At 68.2% G+C, this 16,027-nt stretch carries 13 protein-coding genes; 6 read left to right on the top strand and 7 right to left on the bottom strand.

From position 1 onward, the window contains the following. Positions 1-32 precede the first annotated feature (32 nt). Positions 33-2,459 carry a phosphoketolase family protein gene (locus HPC46_RS17725; protein WP_179472193.1) on the bottom strand — a complete coding sequence of 809 codons (2,427 nt, stop codon included), beginning with the start codon at positions 2,457-2,459 and terminating at the stop codon, positions 33-35. Positions 2,460-2,539: 80 nt separating this feature from the next. Between HPC46_RS17725 and HPC46_RS17720 the strand changes: the two genes are divergently transcribed. Genes HPC46_RS17720 through HPC46_RS17710 form a run of 3 tightly spaced genes read left to right on the top strand, consistent with a single transcriptional unit; the run spans position 2,540 to position 7,193 of the window. Further along, positions 2,540-3,421: a TIGR03619 family F420-dependent LLM class oxidoreductase gene (locus HPC46_RS17720; protein WP_179472191.1), complete on the top strand. Its 882-nt coding sequence runs from the start codon at positions 2,540-2,542 to the stop codon at positions 3,419-3,421. Further along, positions 3,418-5,760 (top strand): CoA transferase, encoded by a 2,343-nt coding sequence (locus HPC46_RS17715; protein ID WP_179472189.1) that lies wholly within the window; start codon positions 3,418-3,420, stop codon positions 5,758-5,760. Before HPC46_RS17720 ends, HPC46_RS17715 begins: the two co-directional genes overlap by 4 nt. Then, complete coding sequence (locus HPC46_RS17710) at positions 5,757-7,193, top strand: aldehyde dehydrogenase (protein WP_179472187.1); 1,437 nt, start codon at positions 5,757-5,759, stop codon at positions 7,191-7,193. Before HPC46_RS17715 ends, HPC46_RS17710 begins: the two co-directional genes overlap by 4 nt. A gap of 64 nt (positions 7,194-7,257) precedes the next feature. On the opposite strand, the gene HPC46_RS17705 is transcribed toward HPC46_RS17710, so the two are convergent. Both HPC46_RS17705 and HPC46_RS17700 read right to left on the bottom strand, forming a co-directional pair. Beyond that, positions 7,258-7,716 (bottom strand): hypothetical protein, encoded by a 459-nt coding sequence (locus HPC46_RS17705; protein WP_179472185.1) that lies wholly within the window; start codon positions 7,714-7,716, stop codon positions 7,258-7,260. Positions 7,717-7,793: 77 nt separating this feature from the next. Further along, positions 7,794-8,540, bottom strand: a complete 747-nt coding sequence (locus tag HPC46_RS17700; RefSeq protein WP_179472183.1) for an alpha/beta fold hydrolase — start codon at positions 8,538-8,540, stop codon at positions 7,794-7,796. Positions 8,541-8,614: 74 nt separating this feature from the next. On the opposite strand from HPC46_RS17700, the gene HPC46_RS17695 reads away from it, so the two are divergent. From HPC46_RS17695 to HPC46_RS35545, 3 genes are all read left to right on the top strand, one after another. Further along, positions 8,615-10,078, top strand: a complete 1,464-nt coding sequence (locus HPC46_RS17695) for an acetyl-CoA acetyltransferase (RefSeq protein ID WP_179472181.1) — start codon at positions 8,615-8,617, stop codon at positions 10,076-10,078. A 155-nt stretch (positions 10,079-10,233) separates the two neighbouring features. Continuing rightward, positions 10,234-12,585: a PEP-utilizing enzyme gene (locus tag HPC46_RS17690; protein WP_179472179.1), complete on the top strand. Its 2,352-nt coding sequence runs from the start codon at positions 10,234-10,236 to the stop codon at positions 12,583-12,585. Beyond that, entirely contained in the window at positions 12,582-13,358 is a 777-nt protein-coding gene (locus HPC46_RS35545) for an SHOCT domain-containing protein (protein WP_179472177.1), read from the top strand. The genes HPC46_RS17690 and HPC46_RS35545 overlap by 4 nt, the downstream gene beginning before the upstream one ends. Here the strand turns inward: HPC46_RS35545 and HPC46_RS17680 are convergent. From HPC46_RS17680 to HPC46_RS17665, 4 genes are all read right to left on the bottom strand, one after another. Then, complete coding sequence (locus HPC46_RS17680; RefSeq protein ID WP_179472175.1) at positions 13,344-14,081, bottom strand: DUF72 domain-containing protein; 738 nt, start codon at positions 14,079-14,081, stop codon at positions 13,344-13,346. The two genes, HPC46_RS35545 and HPC46_RS17680, sit on opposite strands and share 15 nt — an antisense overlap. Continuing rightward, positions 14,078-14,716 (bottom strand): endonuclease, encoded by a 639-nt coding sequence (locus HPC46_RS17675; RefSeq protein WP_179472173.1) that lies wholly within the window; start codon positions 14,714-14,716, stop codon positions 14,078-14,080. Before HPC46_RS17675 ends, HPC46_RS17680 begins: the two co-directional genes overlap by 4 nt. 95 nt (positions 14,717-14,811) lie before the next feature. Next, positions 14,812-15,627 (bottom strand): LLM class F420-dependent oxidoreductase, encoded by an 816-nt coding sequence (locus tag HPC46_RS17670; RefSeq protein WP_179472171.1) that lies wholly within the window; start codon positions 15,625-15,627, stop codon positions 14,812-14,814. A 39-nt stretch (positions 15,628-15,666) separates the two neighbouring features. Then, the gene (locus tag HPC46_RS17665) at positions 15,667-15,999 is read right to left on the bottom strand and encodes a TfoX/Sxy family protein (protein ID WP_179472169.1); all 333 of its coding nucleotides are present in this window, start codon (positions 15,997-15,999) and stop codon (positions 15,667-15,669) included. Between the last annotated feature and the right edge of the window lie 28 nt (positions 16,000-16,027).

Below are 16,027 nucleotides of genomic sequence, written 5' to 3'. Positions count from 1 at the left end.
AATAGCCTGATCAGTTGCTATTGCCTCGGTTGCTATTCGTTGTCTCCGCCGGTGGAGACGGTGGCATCCAGAGCACCCGTCACCGCAGCCCCACGGGCACCGGGCCACACCCAGTCCCGCACCTCGGGGATGTCGTCGCCGTAGGCCCGGGTGTATTCGCGGGCCTCGAGGCGCTTGTCGACCATCTGCTGGCGCAGGGTGGCGCACCGCGACTGCAGCGTCTCCACCCGGTCGATCACGTCGATGACGAGGTGGTAGCGGTCCAGGTCGTTGAGCATCACCATGTCGAACGGCGTCGTGGTGGTGCCCTCCTCCTTGTAGCCGCGGACGTGGATGCGGCTGTCGTTGCTGCGGCGGTAGGTCAACCGGTGGATCAGCCAGGGATAGCCGTGGTAGGCGAAGATGACGGGCTTGTCCGGGGTGAAGATCATGTCGAAGTCCCGGTTGGACAGCCCGTGCGGATGCTCGGTGTCGTCCTGCAGGCGCATCAGGTCGACCACGTTGACGAAGCGGACCCGCAGCTCGGGCAGGTGCCGGCGCAGCAGGTCGACGGCGGCCAGCGCCTCCAGTGTCGGCACATCGCCGGCAGCGGCGATCACCACGTCCGGGTTCTGCCCGACGGTCTCGTTGCCCGCCCATTCCCAGATGCCCAGTCCCCGGGTGCAGTGCGCGATCGCCTCGTCCATGGTGAGGAAGTTGGGGTGCGGCTGCTTGCCGGCGACGACGACGTTGACGTACTGGCGGGAGCGCAGGCAGTGATCGTAGGTCGACAGCAGCGTGTTGGCATCCGGTGGCAGGTACACCCGCACGACCTCGGCCCGCTTGTTGACGACGTGGTCGATGAATCCGGGATCCTGATGGCTGAAACCGTTGTGGTCCTGGCGCCAAACATGGCTGGACAAAAGGTAATTGAGGCTCGCGATCGGTCGCCGCCACGGAATGTGGTTGGTCACCTTGAGCCACTTCGCATGCTGGTTGAACATCGAGTCGATGATGTGGATGAACGCCTCGTAGCAGTTGAACAGCCCGTGGCGGCCGGTCAGCAGATAACCCTCGAGCCAGCCCTGGCACTGGTGCTCGGACAGCATTTCCATCACCCGGCCCGCGCGGGCCAGATGCTCGTCGACCTCGGGCCCGACGAACTCGGCATTCCACTGCTTGTCGGTCACCTCGAAGACGGTCTGCAGACGATTCGACGCGGTCTCGTCGGGCCCGAAGATGCGGAAGTTGTCCGGGTTGAGCCGGATCACCTCGGTCAGCCACCGGCCGAGGACCCGGGTGGCTTCGGCGACGGTGGCGCCGGGCGCGGGAACGTCGACGCCGAAGGTCCGGTAGTCCGGCAGCCGCAGATCCTTGAGCAGCAATCCGCCATTGGTGTGCGGGTTGTCGCTCATCCGCAGCTGGCCGGCCGGCGCCAGTGACGCGATGGCCGGGTCCAGCTTGCCGTCGGCGTCGAACAGGTCCCCGGCCCGATACGACGCCAGCCAGTCGGCCAGCACCTGCAGGTGTTCGGGGGTATCGCGGGCGCTGGCCAGCGGGACCTGGTGGGCCCGCCACGAACCGGTGGTCTTCTTGCCGTCGATGGTGGCCGGGCCGGTCCAGCCTTTGGGGGTTCGGAACACGATCATCGGCCAGGCGGGTCGCTCCTCGGATGGCGCGGCTTTGATCTCGGCGATCCGGTCCATTACCTCATCGAGCAGCGCGGCGAACCGGCGGTGAGCGTCGGCGTGATCGGTCGATCCGTCGTCGGGCACCTCGAAGAAGTACGGTTGGTGCCCCAATCCGACCATCAGAGAACGTAATTCGTCTTCGGGGATGCGCGCCAGCACTGTCGGATTGGCGATCTTGTAGCCGTTCAGATGCAGGATCGGCAGCACCACACCGTCATTGGCGGTGTTGACGAACTTGTTGGAATGCCAGCTGGTGGCCAGCGCACCCGTCTCCGCCTCGCCGTCGCCGACGACCGCGACCACCAACAGATCGGGATTGTCGAAGGCCGCCCCGTAGGCGTGGGACAGTGCGTAGCCCAGCTCACCGCCCTCGTGGATCGAACCGGGGGTCTCGGGGGCCACGTGCGACGGGATCCCGCCGGGGAAGGAGAATTGGCGGAACAGCCGGCGCAGGCCCTCGGTGTCTTCGGTGATGTCGGGGTAGGTCTCGGTGTAGGTGCCGTCCAGGTAGGCGTTGGCCACCAGCCCGGGGCCGCCGTGGCCGGGACCGGTGAGATAGATGGTCGACTGCTCGCGCTCCTTGATCACCCGGTTCAGATGCGCGTAGAGGAAGTTCAGCCCGGGAGTGGTGCCCCAATGACCCAGTAGTCGGGGTTTCACGTCGTCGCGCGTGAGCGGCGACCGCAGCAGCGGGTTGTCCAGCAGATAGATCTGACCGACCGAGAGGTAGTTGGCGGCACGCCACCAGCCGTCGAGTTGGGCGATGGTCTCTTCGCTTATCGACTTCATGTCCCCATCAAACGCCGATCGGCGCGACCGCGCCTCCGGGGCACCATTTGTTCACGGACCGCTCCACTACGCTGACCGACATGCTGGGCTTCGCGTTGCCGCAATTCGGTGAATCCGCCCATGCCGAGCTGGCCCGATTCGCCTCGACCGCCGAGCAACTCGGTGCTGAGAGCCTGTGGGTGGGCGATCGGCTGCTGGCCGCGGTGGAGCCCTCGGTCGGCTACGGTGGCAGGGACACGGTTCCGCTGAACTTCCGCACGAGCCTGGATCCGTTCACCGCGGTGGCGGTCGCCGCGGCGGTGACGACCTCGGCTCGGCTGGGGTTCAGTGCACTGGTGGCGCCCTGGTATTCGCCGGTACCGCTGGCCCGGCAACTGACCAGCCTCGACGTGGTCAGCCACGGGCGGGTGCTGGCCGGGTTCGGGATCGGGTGGTCACCGGAGGAGTACCAGGCGGCCGGTGCTTCGTTCGCCCGACGGGGCGCCCAGCTCGACGAGATCCTCGACGCCCTCGACGCGTTGTGGACCACCGATCCGGTCTCCTTCGACGGCGACCAGCACCGTATCCCGCCGTCGTGGGTGAGCCTCAAACCCGTTCAGCAGCCGCACCCGCCGGTCTATCTGGGTGCCTTCTCGGCGGCCGGCCTCGCGCGCATCGGCCGCCGCGCCGACGGTTGGCTGGCCGTCGCCGGCGTTCCCGGCGACGTGGGCATCGACCGGCTGGCCGCCCAGCGCCGAACGATCGACAGGGCAGCGCACGCGGCGGGGCGTGACCCCGCGGCCATCGCCACGCACGTCCGGATCAATGTCGCGCCGGAAACGCCGATCGAAACGGTGGTGGATGCGGTGAAAACGTTGCAGGACAACGGCTATTCCGACGCGTTTGTCGACACCCTCTACGTCGTCACCGACACCGACACCCAGCTGGAGTGGGTCGAGCGGCTGCTGGCGGTCGTCTCGTGACGGGAGCTCTGCTGGCCTCGCTGCGGGTGCTGGACCTGTGTGACGAGACCGGTGACGGGGTCACCCGGCTGCTGGCCGATCTCGGCGCCGACGTCGTCAAAATCGAACCGCCGGGCGGCAGCCCAGCTCGTCTGGCCCGGCCCACCCTGGATGGGGTCAGCGTCCCGTTCGCCCTGCACAACGCCAACAAGCGCGGCACTGTCCTCGATCCCACCGATGAGGCCGACCGTGCGCTGTTCTTCGAACTGGCCGCGGGTGCCGACATCGTCGTCGACAGCGGCACACCCGGACTGAGCGCGGCGTTCGGGACGTCGTGCGCCGAGCTGGCCGATCGGTTCCCGGCGCTGGTGACCATGTCGGTCACCGATTTCGGGACGCAGGGTCCGCACGCATCCTGGCGGGCCACCGATGCCGTGCTTTACGCGATGTCGTCGGCACTGTCCCGCTCGGGCCCAACCAGCGGCACACCGGTGCTGCCCCCGGCCGGCATCGCGTCGGCCACCGCCGCGGTACAGGCAGCCTGGGCTGTACTGGTAGCATACTTTAATCGATTACGCTGTGGTACAGGCGATTACGTCGACTTCTCGCGGTTCGACGCGGTGGTCCTGGCGCTGGATCCGCCGTTCGGCACCCAGGGTCAGGCCGCGACGGCCCGCAACTCGGCCTCGGGGTGGCGCGGCAGGCCGCGCAACCAGGATTCCTATCCGATCTTCGCGTGCCGGGACGGCTACGTCCGGCTCTGCGTGCTGGCGCCACGACAGTGGCACGGCATGCGGGCGTGGCTGGGGGAACCCGAGCAGTTCCAGGATCCCCGGTTCGACTCGATCGCGGCCCGTACGAAGGCATTCGGCGAACTGAGCCAGTTGATGGCGGCATTGTTCGCCGACCGGACGATGAAGCAGCTGGTGGCCGAAGGTCAGGCGCACGGGGTGCCGATCGCCGCCGTCCTTGCTCCGTCGCAGGCATTGGATTCCGAACACCTCACCGAGGTCGGCGCCCTGCTCGACACCGATCTGGCAGCCGGTGTACCCGCCCGGGTCCCGGTCGGCTACTGGGTGGTCGACGGCACCCACGCCGGTTACCGCACCCCGGCGCCCGGCCTCGAATCCACCGATAGGCGTTGGCAGTCAACACAATTCACTCCCGGAGCGACCGGTCGCATCGGCGACCGGCCGCTGCAGGGGATTCGGGTGCTGGATCTGGGCGTCATTGTCGCGGGCGGAGAGCTCAGCCGGCTGTTCGCCGACCTGGGCGCCGAGGTGATCAAGATCGAGAGTTCGAGCTATCCCGACGGGCTGCGCCAGAAGGGCCCGGATCAGAAGATCAGCGAGGCGTTCGCCCGGGCGCATCGCAACAATCTGGGCCTTGGCCTGGAGTTGCGTACTCCGGCCGGTGCCGAGGTGTTCAGCCGCCTGGTCTCGGCATCGGATGCCGTGTTCGCCAACTTCAAGCCGGGAACCCTTCCCGCACTGGGCTTTTCCCATGAGCGGCTACAGGAGCTCAATCCTGGTCTGGTGCTTGCCGAAAGTAGCGCTTTCGGCGACACCGGCCCGTGGAGCAAGCGGATGGGCTACGGCCCGCTGGTGCGGGCCACCATCGGGGTGACCCGATTGTGGACGTCGCAGGAGCCGCCCGCCCCCGCCGCGCGGCACGCGTTCTATGACGCGACAACGATCTTCCCCGACCATGTCGTCGGAAGGATCAGCGCGATCGGCGCCCTTGCCGGGCTGATCCGGCGGGCGCGTGAGGGCGTCGGTGCCCGTATCCACGTGTCCCAGGCCGAAGCTGTCATCAATCAACTCGACACGCTGTATGTCACGCTGGCCGCCGCGGCGACGGGGCAGCATCGGGTCGATCCGGATCCGACTGCGAACCTGGTGCTGGCGTGCGCCGGTGACGATGAGTGGTGTGTGGTGTCTGTGTCGGATGCCCATCGGGCGGCGATCGCGTCGGTGACCGGGCAGACTGCCCTGGCCGATTGGGTGGCGGATCGGTCGCCGCTGGAGGCCGCCGAGGCGCTTCAGGCCGCCGGGGTTCCCGCCGGCCCGATGTACCGGGCCGGCGACCTACCCGACGAGCCGCAGCTTGCGTCCCGAAATGTGTTCAGCGACATGGTACATCCGCTATTCGATCGACCACTGCGCACCGAGGCGGGCCCGGCGCCCTACCGCCAGATTCCGCCTGCCCCGCAACGCCCCGCGCCGCTTCCCGGTGCCGACACCCGCCGAATCTGCCGAGATGTGTTGGGCATGGCCGACGATGACATCGATCAATTGATCGCCGACGGGGTGTTGTTCACATCCGCAGGCGACACCGAAACCACAGGAGTGACCAGATGAGCACGGCGGCAAAGATTTTCATCGACGGCGAGTTCCGAGTCGCCGAGCAGGTGCAGCCGGTGATCGAAGCGGCCACCGGCGAACCGCTCGGTGACGGCGCCAGCGCCACCGAAGCCGATATCGACGCCGCGGTCGCCGCGGCACGGGTGGCGCTGCCCGCCTGGCAGTCCGCCTCACCGGATCACCGCGCGGAGCTGCTGGCCACGTTCGCCGCCGCCCTGGACCGGCGCGCAAAAGGCACCGACGAATTGGTGACCCGGGAGAACGGCATGCCGATGGCGTTGTCCCGCGGGGCCAATGGCCGGTTCCCGGCCGCGCTGGTGCGTTACTACGCCCAGCTGATCACCGAGACGCCGATCGAGGAGATCCGTCCGAGCATGATCGGGCACACCGTTGTGCGCCGTGAGGCCGTCGGCGTGGTGGCCGCCATCGTGCCGTGGAACTACCCGCAGGCGCTGGCCGCGTTCAAGCTGGCCCCGGCGCTGGCGGCCGGCTGCACGGTGGTGCTGAAGGCCGCGCCCGAGACGGCGTTGGATGCCTTGGTGTTCGCCGAGGCCGCCGCCGAAGCCGGGCTGCCTGCCGGTGTCCTCAATATCGTGCCGGGCGGCGCGGCCGCGGGCGCCTATCTGGTGGCCCATCCCGGCGTCGACAAGGTCACGTTCACCGGCTCGACCGCCGCCGGGCGCACGATCGGTGAGGTGTGCGGCAGGCTGCTCCGGCCGGTCACGCTGGAGCTGGGCGGGAAGTCCGCGGCGATCATTCTCGACGACGCAGATCTGGATGCCACGATGAAGGGACTGCGCACGGCCTCGTTCGTGAACAACGGCCAGACCTGCCATCTCAGTTCGCGGATCCTGGCGCCGCGATCGCGCTACGGCGAGGTGCTGGATGCGCTGGTCACCATGGTGAGCGGGCTGAAAGTCGGCGACCCACTGGACACGTCGACCGAGATCGGCCCGTTGGTCAGTGCCCGTCAGCGCGATCGGGTACTTGGCTATATCGAATCGGGCAAGAGCAGCTCGGCGAAACTCGTTGTCGGCGGCTCGGTTCCGGCAGATCAACACCGCGGCTGGTTCGTCTCGCCGACGGTCTTCGCCGACGTCGACAATGGCGACCGCATCGCGCAGGAAGAGATCTTCGGCCCCGTGCTCGCGGTGATCCCGTACGACAGCGACGACGAGGCCGTCGCGCTGGCCAACGACAGCGAGTTCGGGCTGGCCGGAACGGTGTGGTCGACCGACGACGAGCGGGCCACCGAGGTGGCCAGGGCGGTGCGCACCGGAACCGTCGGAATCAATGACTATCAGCTGGATTTCCGGGCGCCGTTCGGGGGAGTGAAGGCCAGCGGCATCGGCCGCGAGCTGGGGCCCGAGGGGCTCGAGGCGTTCTTCTCGCTCAAGTCGATCTACCGGGTCGGACCCGCCGAAAGCTGAGTGGCCACGTGTGACACGACTGTGGTCGGATGCGTGTCACACGTGGCCACAGGCCCAGCCGGAGTTACCCGGTGCCGATGCAGCCGACGCCGTTGACGCAGCCACCGGCACCGCCGGGTCCGGCGCCGCCCTGGACACCTGGGGCCGATCCGCTGACACCGCCGGGTCCGGCGCCGCCCTGGACGCCTGGGGCCGACCCGCTGACACCACCCGGCCCGGCGCCGCCCTCGACGCCTGGGGCCGACCCGCTGACACCACCCGGTCCGGCGCCACCGGAGACTCCGGGTGCCGTGCCCGTCACGCCGCCGGGCGCAGTACCGGTGCCGCCGGGAGCGGGAGCCATGGTGTCGGTCGGACTGGTGGTCGTGGTCATCTCGGTCGTGGTAGGTGTCGTCGTCGTGGTCGACGTCGACGAATTACCGGAATCGCCGCTGCCTCCGCAACCGACGGCCAACGTCAGCACCGCAGCTCCACCGACCAATGTCATTGCGGCCCTGGAGAACATATTCGAACCGATACCCATCCGGCCCTCACTTCCTTGTTAGGGGACAACTCCGCGTACCCGCAGAGCCCCCGAACAAACCCTGGGGCCGCCCCGGTTCAGTTCAGCGAGCCCCAGAAATCGGCGAGCACCTGCGCCGCACGCTCGGGATCCTGAAGCATCCACCAGTGCCCGAGACCGTCGAGCACCTCGGTGCGGGCGCCCGCTCGCGCGGCAGCCTCCCGGCGCAGGTCATCATTGCCGACGTAGGTGTCTTCGGTGGCCAGCAGCGAGAGCCCGGGGCGGGCCGCGGCGTTGCCGAGCGACCGTCCCGCCTGGGCCATCGCCGGTTGGGTGGCCGAGCGGTACAGCGCCAGGATGGCTCGGCCCATCTCCGGACCCTGTGCGACGGCCAGTTCGGCGGCGACGTCGTCGGGTATCCCGAGCCCCACGAGCTGGGCGACCCGGTCGTCGACCGAGCCGCCGATCATCGCCTCGACCAGTTCTTCGCCGGCACCCGGGGTCTGCCACACCTGCGCCATGTCATGCCAGACGTAGTCGGGATGCAGGATGCCCAGCACATCGCTGGCCCAGCTGCGCACCAGTTCCGGGCGGTGCATCACGAGGTTGATCACATGGCCGCCGCCCCAGTCGTGGCCGACCAGGTCGACGGGGCCCTCGACGTGTTCGAGCTCGGCTTCCAGCCAATCCCGGTACGCCAGATAGGTCATCGGGAAATCCGCGGGAAGCGGCGCCCCGAATCCCGGCGGGGACAACCGCACCACATCGTCGCGACCCAGTGCGGCGACCAGCGGGCCCCAGATCGCGTCGGTCTCCGGATTACCGTGCACCAGAACCACCGTCATGGCGACATCCTGACACGGCCTGCTAGGTTTTGACATCCGTCAAATAGCGCCATGACTTTCGAAAGGGGCCGTCCATGGATCCGCGGACGCCGGTACTCGTCGCGGCCGGACAGGTCAACCAGCACGACGACGCCGACATCGAGCCCGTCGACCTGATGGCCGCGGCCGCGCGTGAGGCTGCCGACCCGCGGGTGCTGCAGGCAGTCGACGCGATCCGCGTGGTCAACCTGCTCTCGTGGCGCTACCGCGATCCCGGCCTGCTGCTGGGCCAGCGACTCGGTGCGCCGGAAGCTGCGACTCGATACACCGGAGTCGGCGGCAATACGCCGCAGTCGCTGGTGAACCAGGCCTGCCTGGACATCCAGAACGGCCGTGCGGAGGTCGTTCTGCTCGCCGGCGGGGAGACCTGGCGTACCCGGATGCGGTTGCGCGCCAAGGGAATCAAACCGGATTGGACCCGCCAGGACGATTCCGTAGCGGTGCCGCCCGGCGGCGAGGACGTACCCATGTCGGGTCCGGCCGAAGACCGCATCGGGCTCGACCGGCCCTCGTTCGTCTACCCGCTGTTCGAGCAGGCGTTGCGGATCGCCAACGGGGAGTCCGTCGAGGCGCACCAGCGCCGGATCTCCGCACTGTGGGCAGGGTTCAGCGAGGTGGCGGCGGCCAATCCGAACGCATGGAGCCGGGACGCGCGCACCGCCGAACAGGTCGGGCTGGCCGGCCCGGACAACCGCATGATCAGCTGGCCCTATCCCAAGCTGATGAATTCGAACAACATGGTCAATCAGGCCGCGGTGGTCATCCTGTGCTCGGCCGAGAAGGCGACCTACCTGCAGATCCCGCGCGATCAGTGGGTGTTTCCGTATGCGGGCACCGACGCCCACGACACCTACGCGGTGTCCGAACGCTACGAACTGCACCGCTCGCCGGCGATCCGGATCGGCGGGCGCCGCGCCCTGGAACTGGCCGGCGTCGGGATCGACGATCTCGACCACGTCGACATCTACTCGTGCTTCCCATCGGCGGTGCAGGTGGCGGCCAACGAGCTGGGGCTGCCCACCGACGACCCGCAGCGGCGGTTGACGGTGACCGGTGGGCTCACCTTCGCCGGCGGGCCGTGGAACAACTACGTCATGCACTCGATCGCCACCATGGCCGGGTTGTTGCGCGCCAATCCGGCCGCCCGCGGCCTGATCACCGCCAACGGCGGCTACCTCACCAAACACAGCTTCGGCGTCTACAGCGCCACGCCACCGCCGACCCCGTTCCGCTGGGAAGACGTCCAGGCGGAGGTCGACCGCGAGCCCACCCGCCCCGCGGTCGTCGAATTCGACGGCGAGGGCACGGTGGAGTCCTGGACCACGCCGTACGACCGCGACGGGCGACCGGAGAAGGCGTACCTGACAGTGCGCACCAGCGACGATGCCCGGGCCATGGCCCTCATCGCGGATCCCGACGCTGCCGCGGTCACTGTGGCCGAGGACATCGCGGGCGCCAAGGTGCGGGTGCACGCCGACGGCCGGGCCACCCTGTCCTGAGGCATACCCCGGATGTTGTTTGGGCAGCCGCCACCCCGGATGTCGTTTGGGCAGCCGCCACCCCGGATGTTGTTTGGGCAGCCGCCCAAAGGTCGATATTTTCGCCCGGACCTGCCTATTCTCGTCGGAGCAGGACGGGGGAAGTAGGGCCTGGCATGCAGATTCTGCTCACGGAGGTCACCGGAGAGCTAGGTCGTGCCCTCGCCCAGAGCTTGCTGGCCGCCGGCCACGACGTGTACGGCATCGCCGAGCGGCCCCACCGTGACCTCGATCCCGGCGTCACCTTTGTGTGCGCAGCCCTGTCCCACCCGGCCCTGTACCGGCTGGCCGAGCACGCCGACGTCGTCATCGATCTGCCGGCCGAGGGGCCCGACACGACCCGGTGTGCGGACGTGGCCAGGATCTGCGACGCCGCCGCGCGAGGAGGTGCCCGGATCGTCTTCCCGTCGCTGTCCCTGATTGCCCCGGACACCTGGCAGCAGGCCGAAGACCTCGTCAGCACCGGCTGGGCCCCGAACCTGGTGGTGCGCATCGCCGCGCCGCTGGGCCGCCAGGCCGATGCCCTGGTCTGCCGGTCGGTCGCGGCACTGCTGGACACCGACGCCACGGAGCCACTGCGGGTGCTACACGTCGACGACCTCATCCGATTTCTGGTCCTTGCCGCGGGCACCGACCGCACCGGCGTGGTCGACCTGGCCGCCGCCGACACCATCACAGCGACATCCGCGCACCGGATCCTCGGCGGAGCGGACCCGCGACCCAAGGTGCGCGGGGTCCCGGGCTGGCGCCGGCTGTTCCCGCCTTTAGATCTTGAACCCCTGCGAACCCAGTGGGACTTCGAATGCGGTTGGGGTGCAAGCGAAGCCGTCATCGATACGGTACGCGGGCTGCAGGGTCGCAGGATGGGACCGGGCGGTGCGGTCGCAGTCCCGGGCCGAATCCCGATGCCGGTCTCTGCCGTTCCACGGGCGGTCGGCGCCGGCGTGCGACCCGCCGCATCCGATGGAACCGACGGCGAGTTCGACGACCACGTGGACCCGCGGTTCCCGATGTTCGTCGCCAGCCCACTACACCAAGCCGCCGGACCGCTCACCCCGATGTCGTTGGATCTGCACCTGCCGGGCCTGCGCATCGCCGGGCGGGCACTGTCTCAATTACTGGACCTGCGCGGGGCGGTGGGCGGCGAGTGGGAAAACCGGCTGGTGGCGGTTTTCGGCCATCGGATCTATCTGGGCGCATCGGCCCTCGCGGCTGCTGAGCCCCGAATCCCCAGTCGTGCTGCGGTTTTGGCGCACCGTCTGCGCGGCGCATCCGGCGAGCCGGCCGCGCAGGGTCTGCTCGCCTCGATCACGGGCAGCCTCGCGACGAACCGCCTGACCTCCTCGGCGCGGATGTACGGCCGGCACCTGCGCGCCTACCGCGACGCCGCTGACACCGAGCGGCGCGGCGTTGAGAAGCTCGTGCTGTTGCGGGACGCCCAGCTGGGTGCGCGAATCCGTATGTTGCGCAGCAGGGTTCACGAAGGCTGGGTGTTGTCTGCGCTCGCCCTGCTGCTGGCCGAGGCGGCCCCCGCGCAACTGGACGGCGCGGGGGAGACGGTCAGTATCCGCGCCGAGATCGACTCACTGGCGCGAGTGTTGCGTGCGCATCCCTATGCGCGTACCGCACTGGAAGCCGGCGACGTGGCGGCCGCACGTACCGCGGCGCCGATGCTCGCAACGGCATTCGATGCCGCCCTGGCCCATGTAGGGCACCGCGGCCCGGGTGCGGTCGAGCTCGCCGCCTGCGTGCTTGCCGACCGGCCCGACGCGATCACCGCGGCGGCGGCGCGGGTGCCGAGTACGTCACGGTACGAGGACCAGCCGACACCGACCGGCGCACAAGCGTGCCGGGCACTGGCGTATGACACCACGATGCGGTTCACCCACCAACTTCGGCTTGCGGTACGGGAATTGGGCCGGCGACTGGTGGCCGAGGACAAGCTCACGGCACCCGGCGACGTCTTCTACCTGACCGTCGAGGAAGCCCTCTTTCCACCAGCCGACAGCCGCCTGCGGATCAAGCGCCGAATCGCCGAACGGGAACGGTTGCAGGCCATCAGGCTCCCCACGGTGATCGACTCTGCATGGACGTCTGTGGCCAGGCCCGGCACCGCACAGGTCGACGACCAGCTGCAGGGGACGGGGCTGTTTCCCGGCATCGTGGAGGGCACCGTCCGGGTCCTCGATTCGGCAGCCGACGCAGGCCTGCAGGCCGACGACATCGCTGTCATCGCCTCCGCCGACGTCGAATCCGTCCCGCTGTTCGGGACGCCCGCCGCAGTGCTCACCGAGACCGGATCCGCCCTGTCGGATGTGGCCGGCGCCGCCGCCGAAATCGGGGTGCCGTTCGTGGCCGGTGTCACCGACGGCAGCGCGAGGCTGTGCTCGGGCATGCGGGTCCGTGTCGACGGTTCCGCCGGGCTGATCACGGTGCTTGCCCTGGACTGCGAAGTCGTGGGGGCGTGACCGGGGTATACCGTGGCCGGGTGATGTGGCGGACGATCGCGAAGCTCTCGGCACTGTGGTACGTGCTGATCATCGTGCCTGCCGTGATCGGCACCAAGATGCTGGAGCACGTCGGTTCAGCGGCGGCCACCGGCCGGGTGCTGGGGGTGTGGCTGGTCGGCTATGTCGCACAGTTCGTTGTGTTCCTGATGATTTCGCGCCGGTCGCCGCGCCCGGTGATGCTGGGATGGTTCATCTCGTCGATGATTCCCTGGGCTGCCTATTGGACGGCACCGCTGTCGCTGTGGTGGCTGGTGTTGTGGACCGCGGTGGTCGTCGGCTACACGGCGTGGCTGCTGCGGGGCGTCGCAGAGGTGGACCGGCTGCGGCGCGACGGGGTGCGCGGCACCGGTGTCGTGCTCGAGGTGATCAGGCCGGTGTTCAACGTCGTGGTCAACAAGGACGCGGGACGCCGTGTGCTGCGGCTGAGCATTGAACGATCCGATGGCGCACCGTCTTACGAGGCCCGACTGACCGGGACATTCCTCCTCGGCGAAGTTCCCGAGTCTGAGGACCGGGTGGCGGTTCGTATCGACCCGAATCGGCCGGACCACATCGAACTGATCGAGGACGAGCCGATCCTGCGGGCGGCGCCGCAGCCCGACGATCTCGAGCCCGAGGTCGCCGAGCGATTGCACACCTTGAAGACCATGCGGGACCGCGGCGATCTGACCGATGCCGAATTCGCCACGGCCCGCAAAAGAATCCTCGATCCGGACTCAGCCACCGACTAGTTCACGCAGCCGCAGCGCGTTGCGGACGGCGTGACCCTGGCCGTCGTTGTTGAAGTAGACCAGCACCCGCCGGTCCTGGTCCTGCCACTGCCTGATCCGCTCCGCCCACCACCGCAGGTCGTCGTCGGTGTAGTCGCCCGCATAGATGGGGGCGGTGTCGGGGCCGTGCATGCGCACGTAGACGAAGTCCGTGGTGGCGCGCAGTACGCAGGGCAACCCGGGCCCGCTCATCACGACGTAGGCGGCGCGGTGCGCTTCGAGTACCTGGTAGACCACGGGGTGATCCCAGGACGGGTGACGCATCTCGAGGGCCACCCTGATCCAGGCCGGCACCAGGGAGAGGAAGTGCTCCAATCGAGCGTCGTCGCGCTCGAGATCGGGATGCAGTTGCACCAGAACCGCTTCCCGCTTGTCACCAAGGGCTCGTTGGCAGCGCTCGATGCGCTCGACCCACTCTTCGGGCGAGTTCAGTCGCCGGTAGTGGCTGAGGCCACGGTGGGCCTTGACAGTCATGGTGAATCCGGCGGGCAACCGGGTGCGCCAGCCTGCGAAGGTGGCGTCCTTGGGCCAGCGGTAGAAGCTGGCGTTGAGTTCGACGGTGTCGAAGACCTCGGCGTAGCGGGCCAGCCGTTTGGCTACCGGCAGCCCGGGGCGATAGAGCACCGAGTCCCAGTGGTCGTAAGACCATCCCGACGTGCCGATGCGGACGGTCGACGCCGTCAACCGATCACGTCGCGCATGTCGTCGTCGAGGGAGACCCGCACCAGTGCGGCGGCCAGCGGGGCGACCGCCCGCCCGCTGAGCGTAGCCAGTTTTTTCGCGTCCCTGGGCAGCCCCAACTCCTTCGCGGTGTCCAGTGCCCGCTTGTCGAAATACGGCCGGACCCAAGGCCATACGTCCTGCACCTCACGCAGGAAGATATCGGCTCCGGTGTCGCCGATTCCGGCGAATTGCTTGAGCAGCACTTTGGCCTCCCGGGCGTCGGGCTTGGCGATCCGGGCCAGCAGACGGAGGTCGCCGCGGTAGTCCGTGTCGACCCGGTTGGCCAGGTCGGTGAGCCTGGAGGCCGAACTCTCGTCGTAGCGCACATAGCGCGCCCGGCCCATTGCCTCGATCATCGTAGACCGCTCGGCGGTCAGAACCGAGTTCGGTGTGCGCAGCCCCGCGTGAAACAGTTCCCTGGCCGCCCGCATCGCGATGGTGGCGTCGATCGGCTTGCTGGCAAGCATGCACAGCACCAACAGTTGGAACAGCGGCATCGGGGCGTCGCGCAGGCTGATCCCGGCTTCGGCGGCGTACGTCATGCCCGCGTGTTTGCGCAGGCGGCGAACCAGATCCCGGGCCTCCCAATCGTCCATTCGGTTTTCGATACCCGCCAAGCCCGCACACAAAACGAGATTTACTCCAGCGTAAGCGATTTCGGATTATTGACGCGGCAGGCGATCGGGGTCGATCAGCGCTTCGTATCGCGCCAGGCGACCATCCTCTCCAGCGTGCTGAGGTCGTACTTGCCATCGGCGGCCCGGACTTCGGTGTGAAACAGCGTCGCTCCAGCCGCCAGGTAACTGTCAGCCGATTCGGGGTTCGCCCACAGCGTGGAACGCTCGATGTCGCTGTCTGCGCGGCCGAATTCAGCGGCGAGCTCGGCGACGCGAGCGCTGGCCTCACGGTAGGAGTCGATGGGCAAGAAGGTGTGCCAGATGTCGGCATGGCGCGCGACGGCCGGCAAGGTGCGCTTGGGGCCGGATCCGCCGATCAGGATCGGGATCTTGCGCAGCGGCGCCGGGTGCAACAGCTCGAACCGGCGCTCGATACGCAGCAGGCCATCGTCGAACAGGTCGGCCCGGGACTTGACGGTTCCGAAGTCGAATCCATAAGTGGTGTAATCCTTTTCGTACCAGCCCGCGCCGACACCCAGGATGGTACGCCCACCGTTGATGTGGTCGACAGTGCGCGCCATGTCGGCGAGCAGGTCGGGATTGCGGTAGCCGATTCCGGCCACCAGCAGCCCGAGTTCGGCACGAGAAGTGATCTCACCCCAGGAGGCCAGTGCCGTCCAGCCCTCGAAGTTGTTCACATCGGGCTGTACGGAAGCCAAGATCGGCTTCGCATCGACGATCGCTTCGACGAACGGGGCATGGAAATGGTCGTAGCCGAAGATGACGTCCGCCCCGATCTCCTCCGCGTGCAGCACAGCCTGGCGCCAGGTGGCGTAATCGGGGGTTTCGGCCGGCTGAATCTGAACGGCGACGCGCACGGGATAGGTCATTCACGCGACAAGCACGACGCACGGACATTTATTCCGGGTTCACTTCGCGGGCAGGGTTTTCGCGTGACTCACCCCGCGGGCCACCCAGCTTTCGAGCTGACGTTTGGTGCGGACGCCGTCGTCGCCGACCCGGATCCAGCCGCGGGTCTCGCGCCCCGCCATCACCATCGGTTCGGTGTGCTCGCGGGTCAGCAGCTCGGCGGTGTCATCGGGCGGTATCCGCACCATCAAACCGCCGTGACCGCTGGCGACAACGGCCATGTTGCCGTTGATCAGGAATGCCAGGCCGCCGAACATCCGTTTCTCGTCGACACCCGTTTCGGCGGCCAGCAGTTCACGCAGCCGGTTCGCCAGATCTTCGTCGTAGGCCATCCAAAGACCGTAATGCCGGCCGCCGACA

The sequence above is a fragment of the Mycolicibacterium vinylchloridicum genome (assembly GCF_013404075.1).
Classification (GTDB): Bacteria; Actinomycetota; Actinomycetes; order Mycobacteriales; family Mycobacteriaceae; genus Mycobacterium; species Mycobacterium vinylchloridicum.
The sequence above is the reverse complement of the archived record's forward strand: the minus strand, read 5'-3'. Positions and strand labels throughout refer to the sequence as shown.

Excerpts from the sequence above, each read along its gene's own strand:
- HPC46_RS17710 (WP_179472187.1), top strand. The coding sequence starts at position 5,757 with ATGAGCACGGCGGCAAAGATTTTCATCGACGGCGAGTTCCGAGTCGCC.
- HPC46_RS17670 (WP_179472171.1), bottom strand. The coding sequence starts at position 15,627 with ATGACCTATCCCGTGCGCGTCGCCGTTCAGATTCAGCCGGCCGAAACC.
- HPC46_RS17725 (WP_179472193.1), bottom strand. The coding sequence starts at position 2,459 with ATGAAGTCGATAAGCGAAGAGACCATCGCCCAACTCGACGGCTGGTGG.
- HPC46_RS17675 (WP_179472173.1), bottom strand. The coding sequence starts at position 14,716 with ATGGACGATTGGGAGGCCCGGGATCTGGTTCGCCGCCTGCGCAAACAC.
- HPC46_RS17690 (WP_179472179.1), top strand. The coding sequence starts at position 10,234 with ATGCAGATTCTGCTCACGGAGGTCACCGGAGAGCTAGGTCGTGCCCTC.
- HPC46_RS17720 (WP_179472191.1), top strand. The coding sequence starts at position 2,540 with ATGCTGGGCTTCGCGTTGCCGCAATTCGGTGAATCCGCCCATGCCGAG.
- HPC46_RS17665 (WP_179472169.1), bottom strand. The coding sequence starts at position 15,999 with ATGGCCTACGACGAAGATCTGGCGAACCGGCTGCGTGAACTGCTGGCC.
- HPC46_RS17700 (WP_179472183.1), bottom strand. The coding sequence starts at position 8,540 with ATGACGGTGGTTCTGGTGCACGGTAATCCGGAGACCGACGCGATCTGG.
- HPC46_RS17705 (WP_179472185.1), bottom strand. The coding sequence starts at position 7,716 with ATGGGTATCGGTTCGAATATGTTCTCCAGGGCCGCAATGACATTGGTC.
- HPC46_RS17695 (WP_179472181.1), top strand. The coding sequence starts at position 8,615 with ATGGATCCGCGGACGCCGGTACTCGTCGCGGCCGGACAGGTCAACCAG.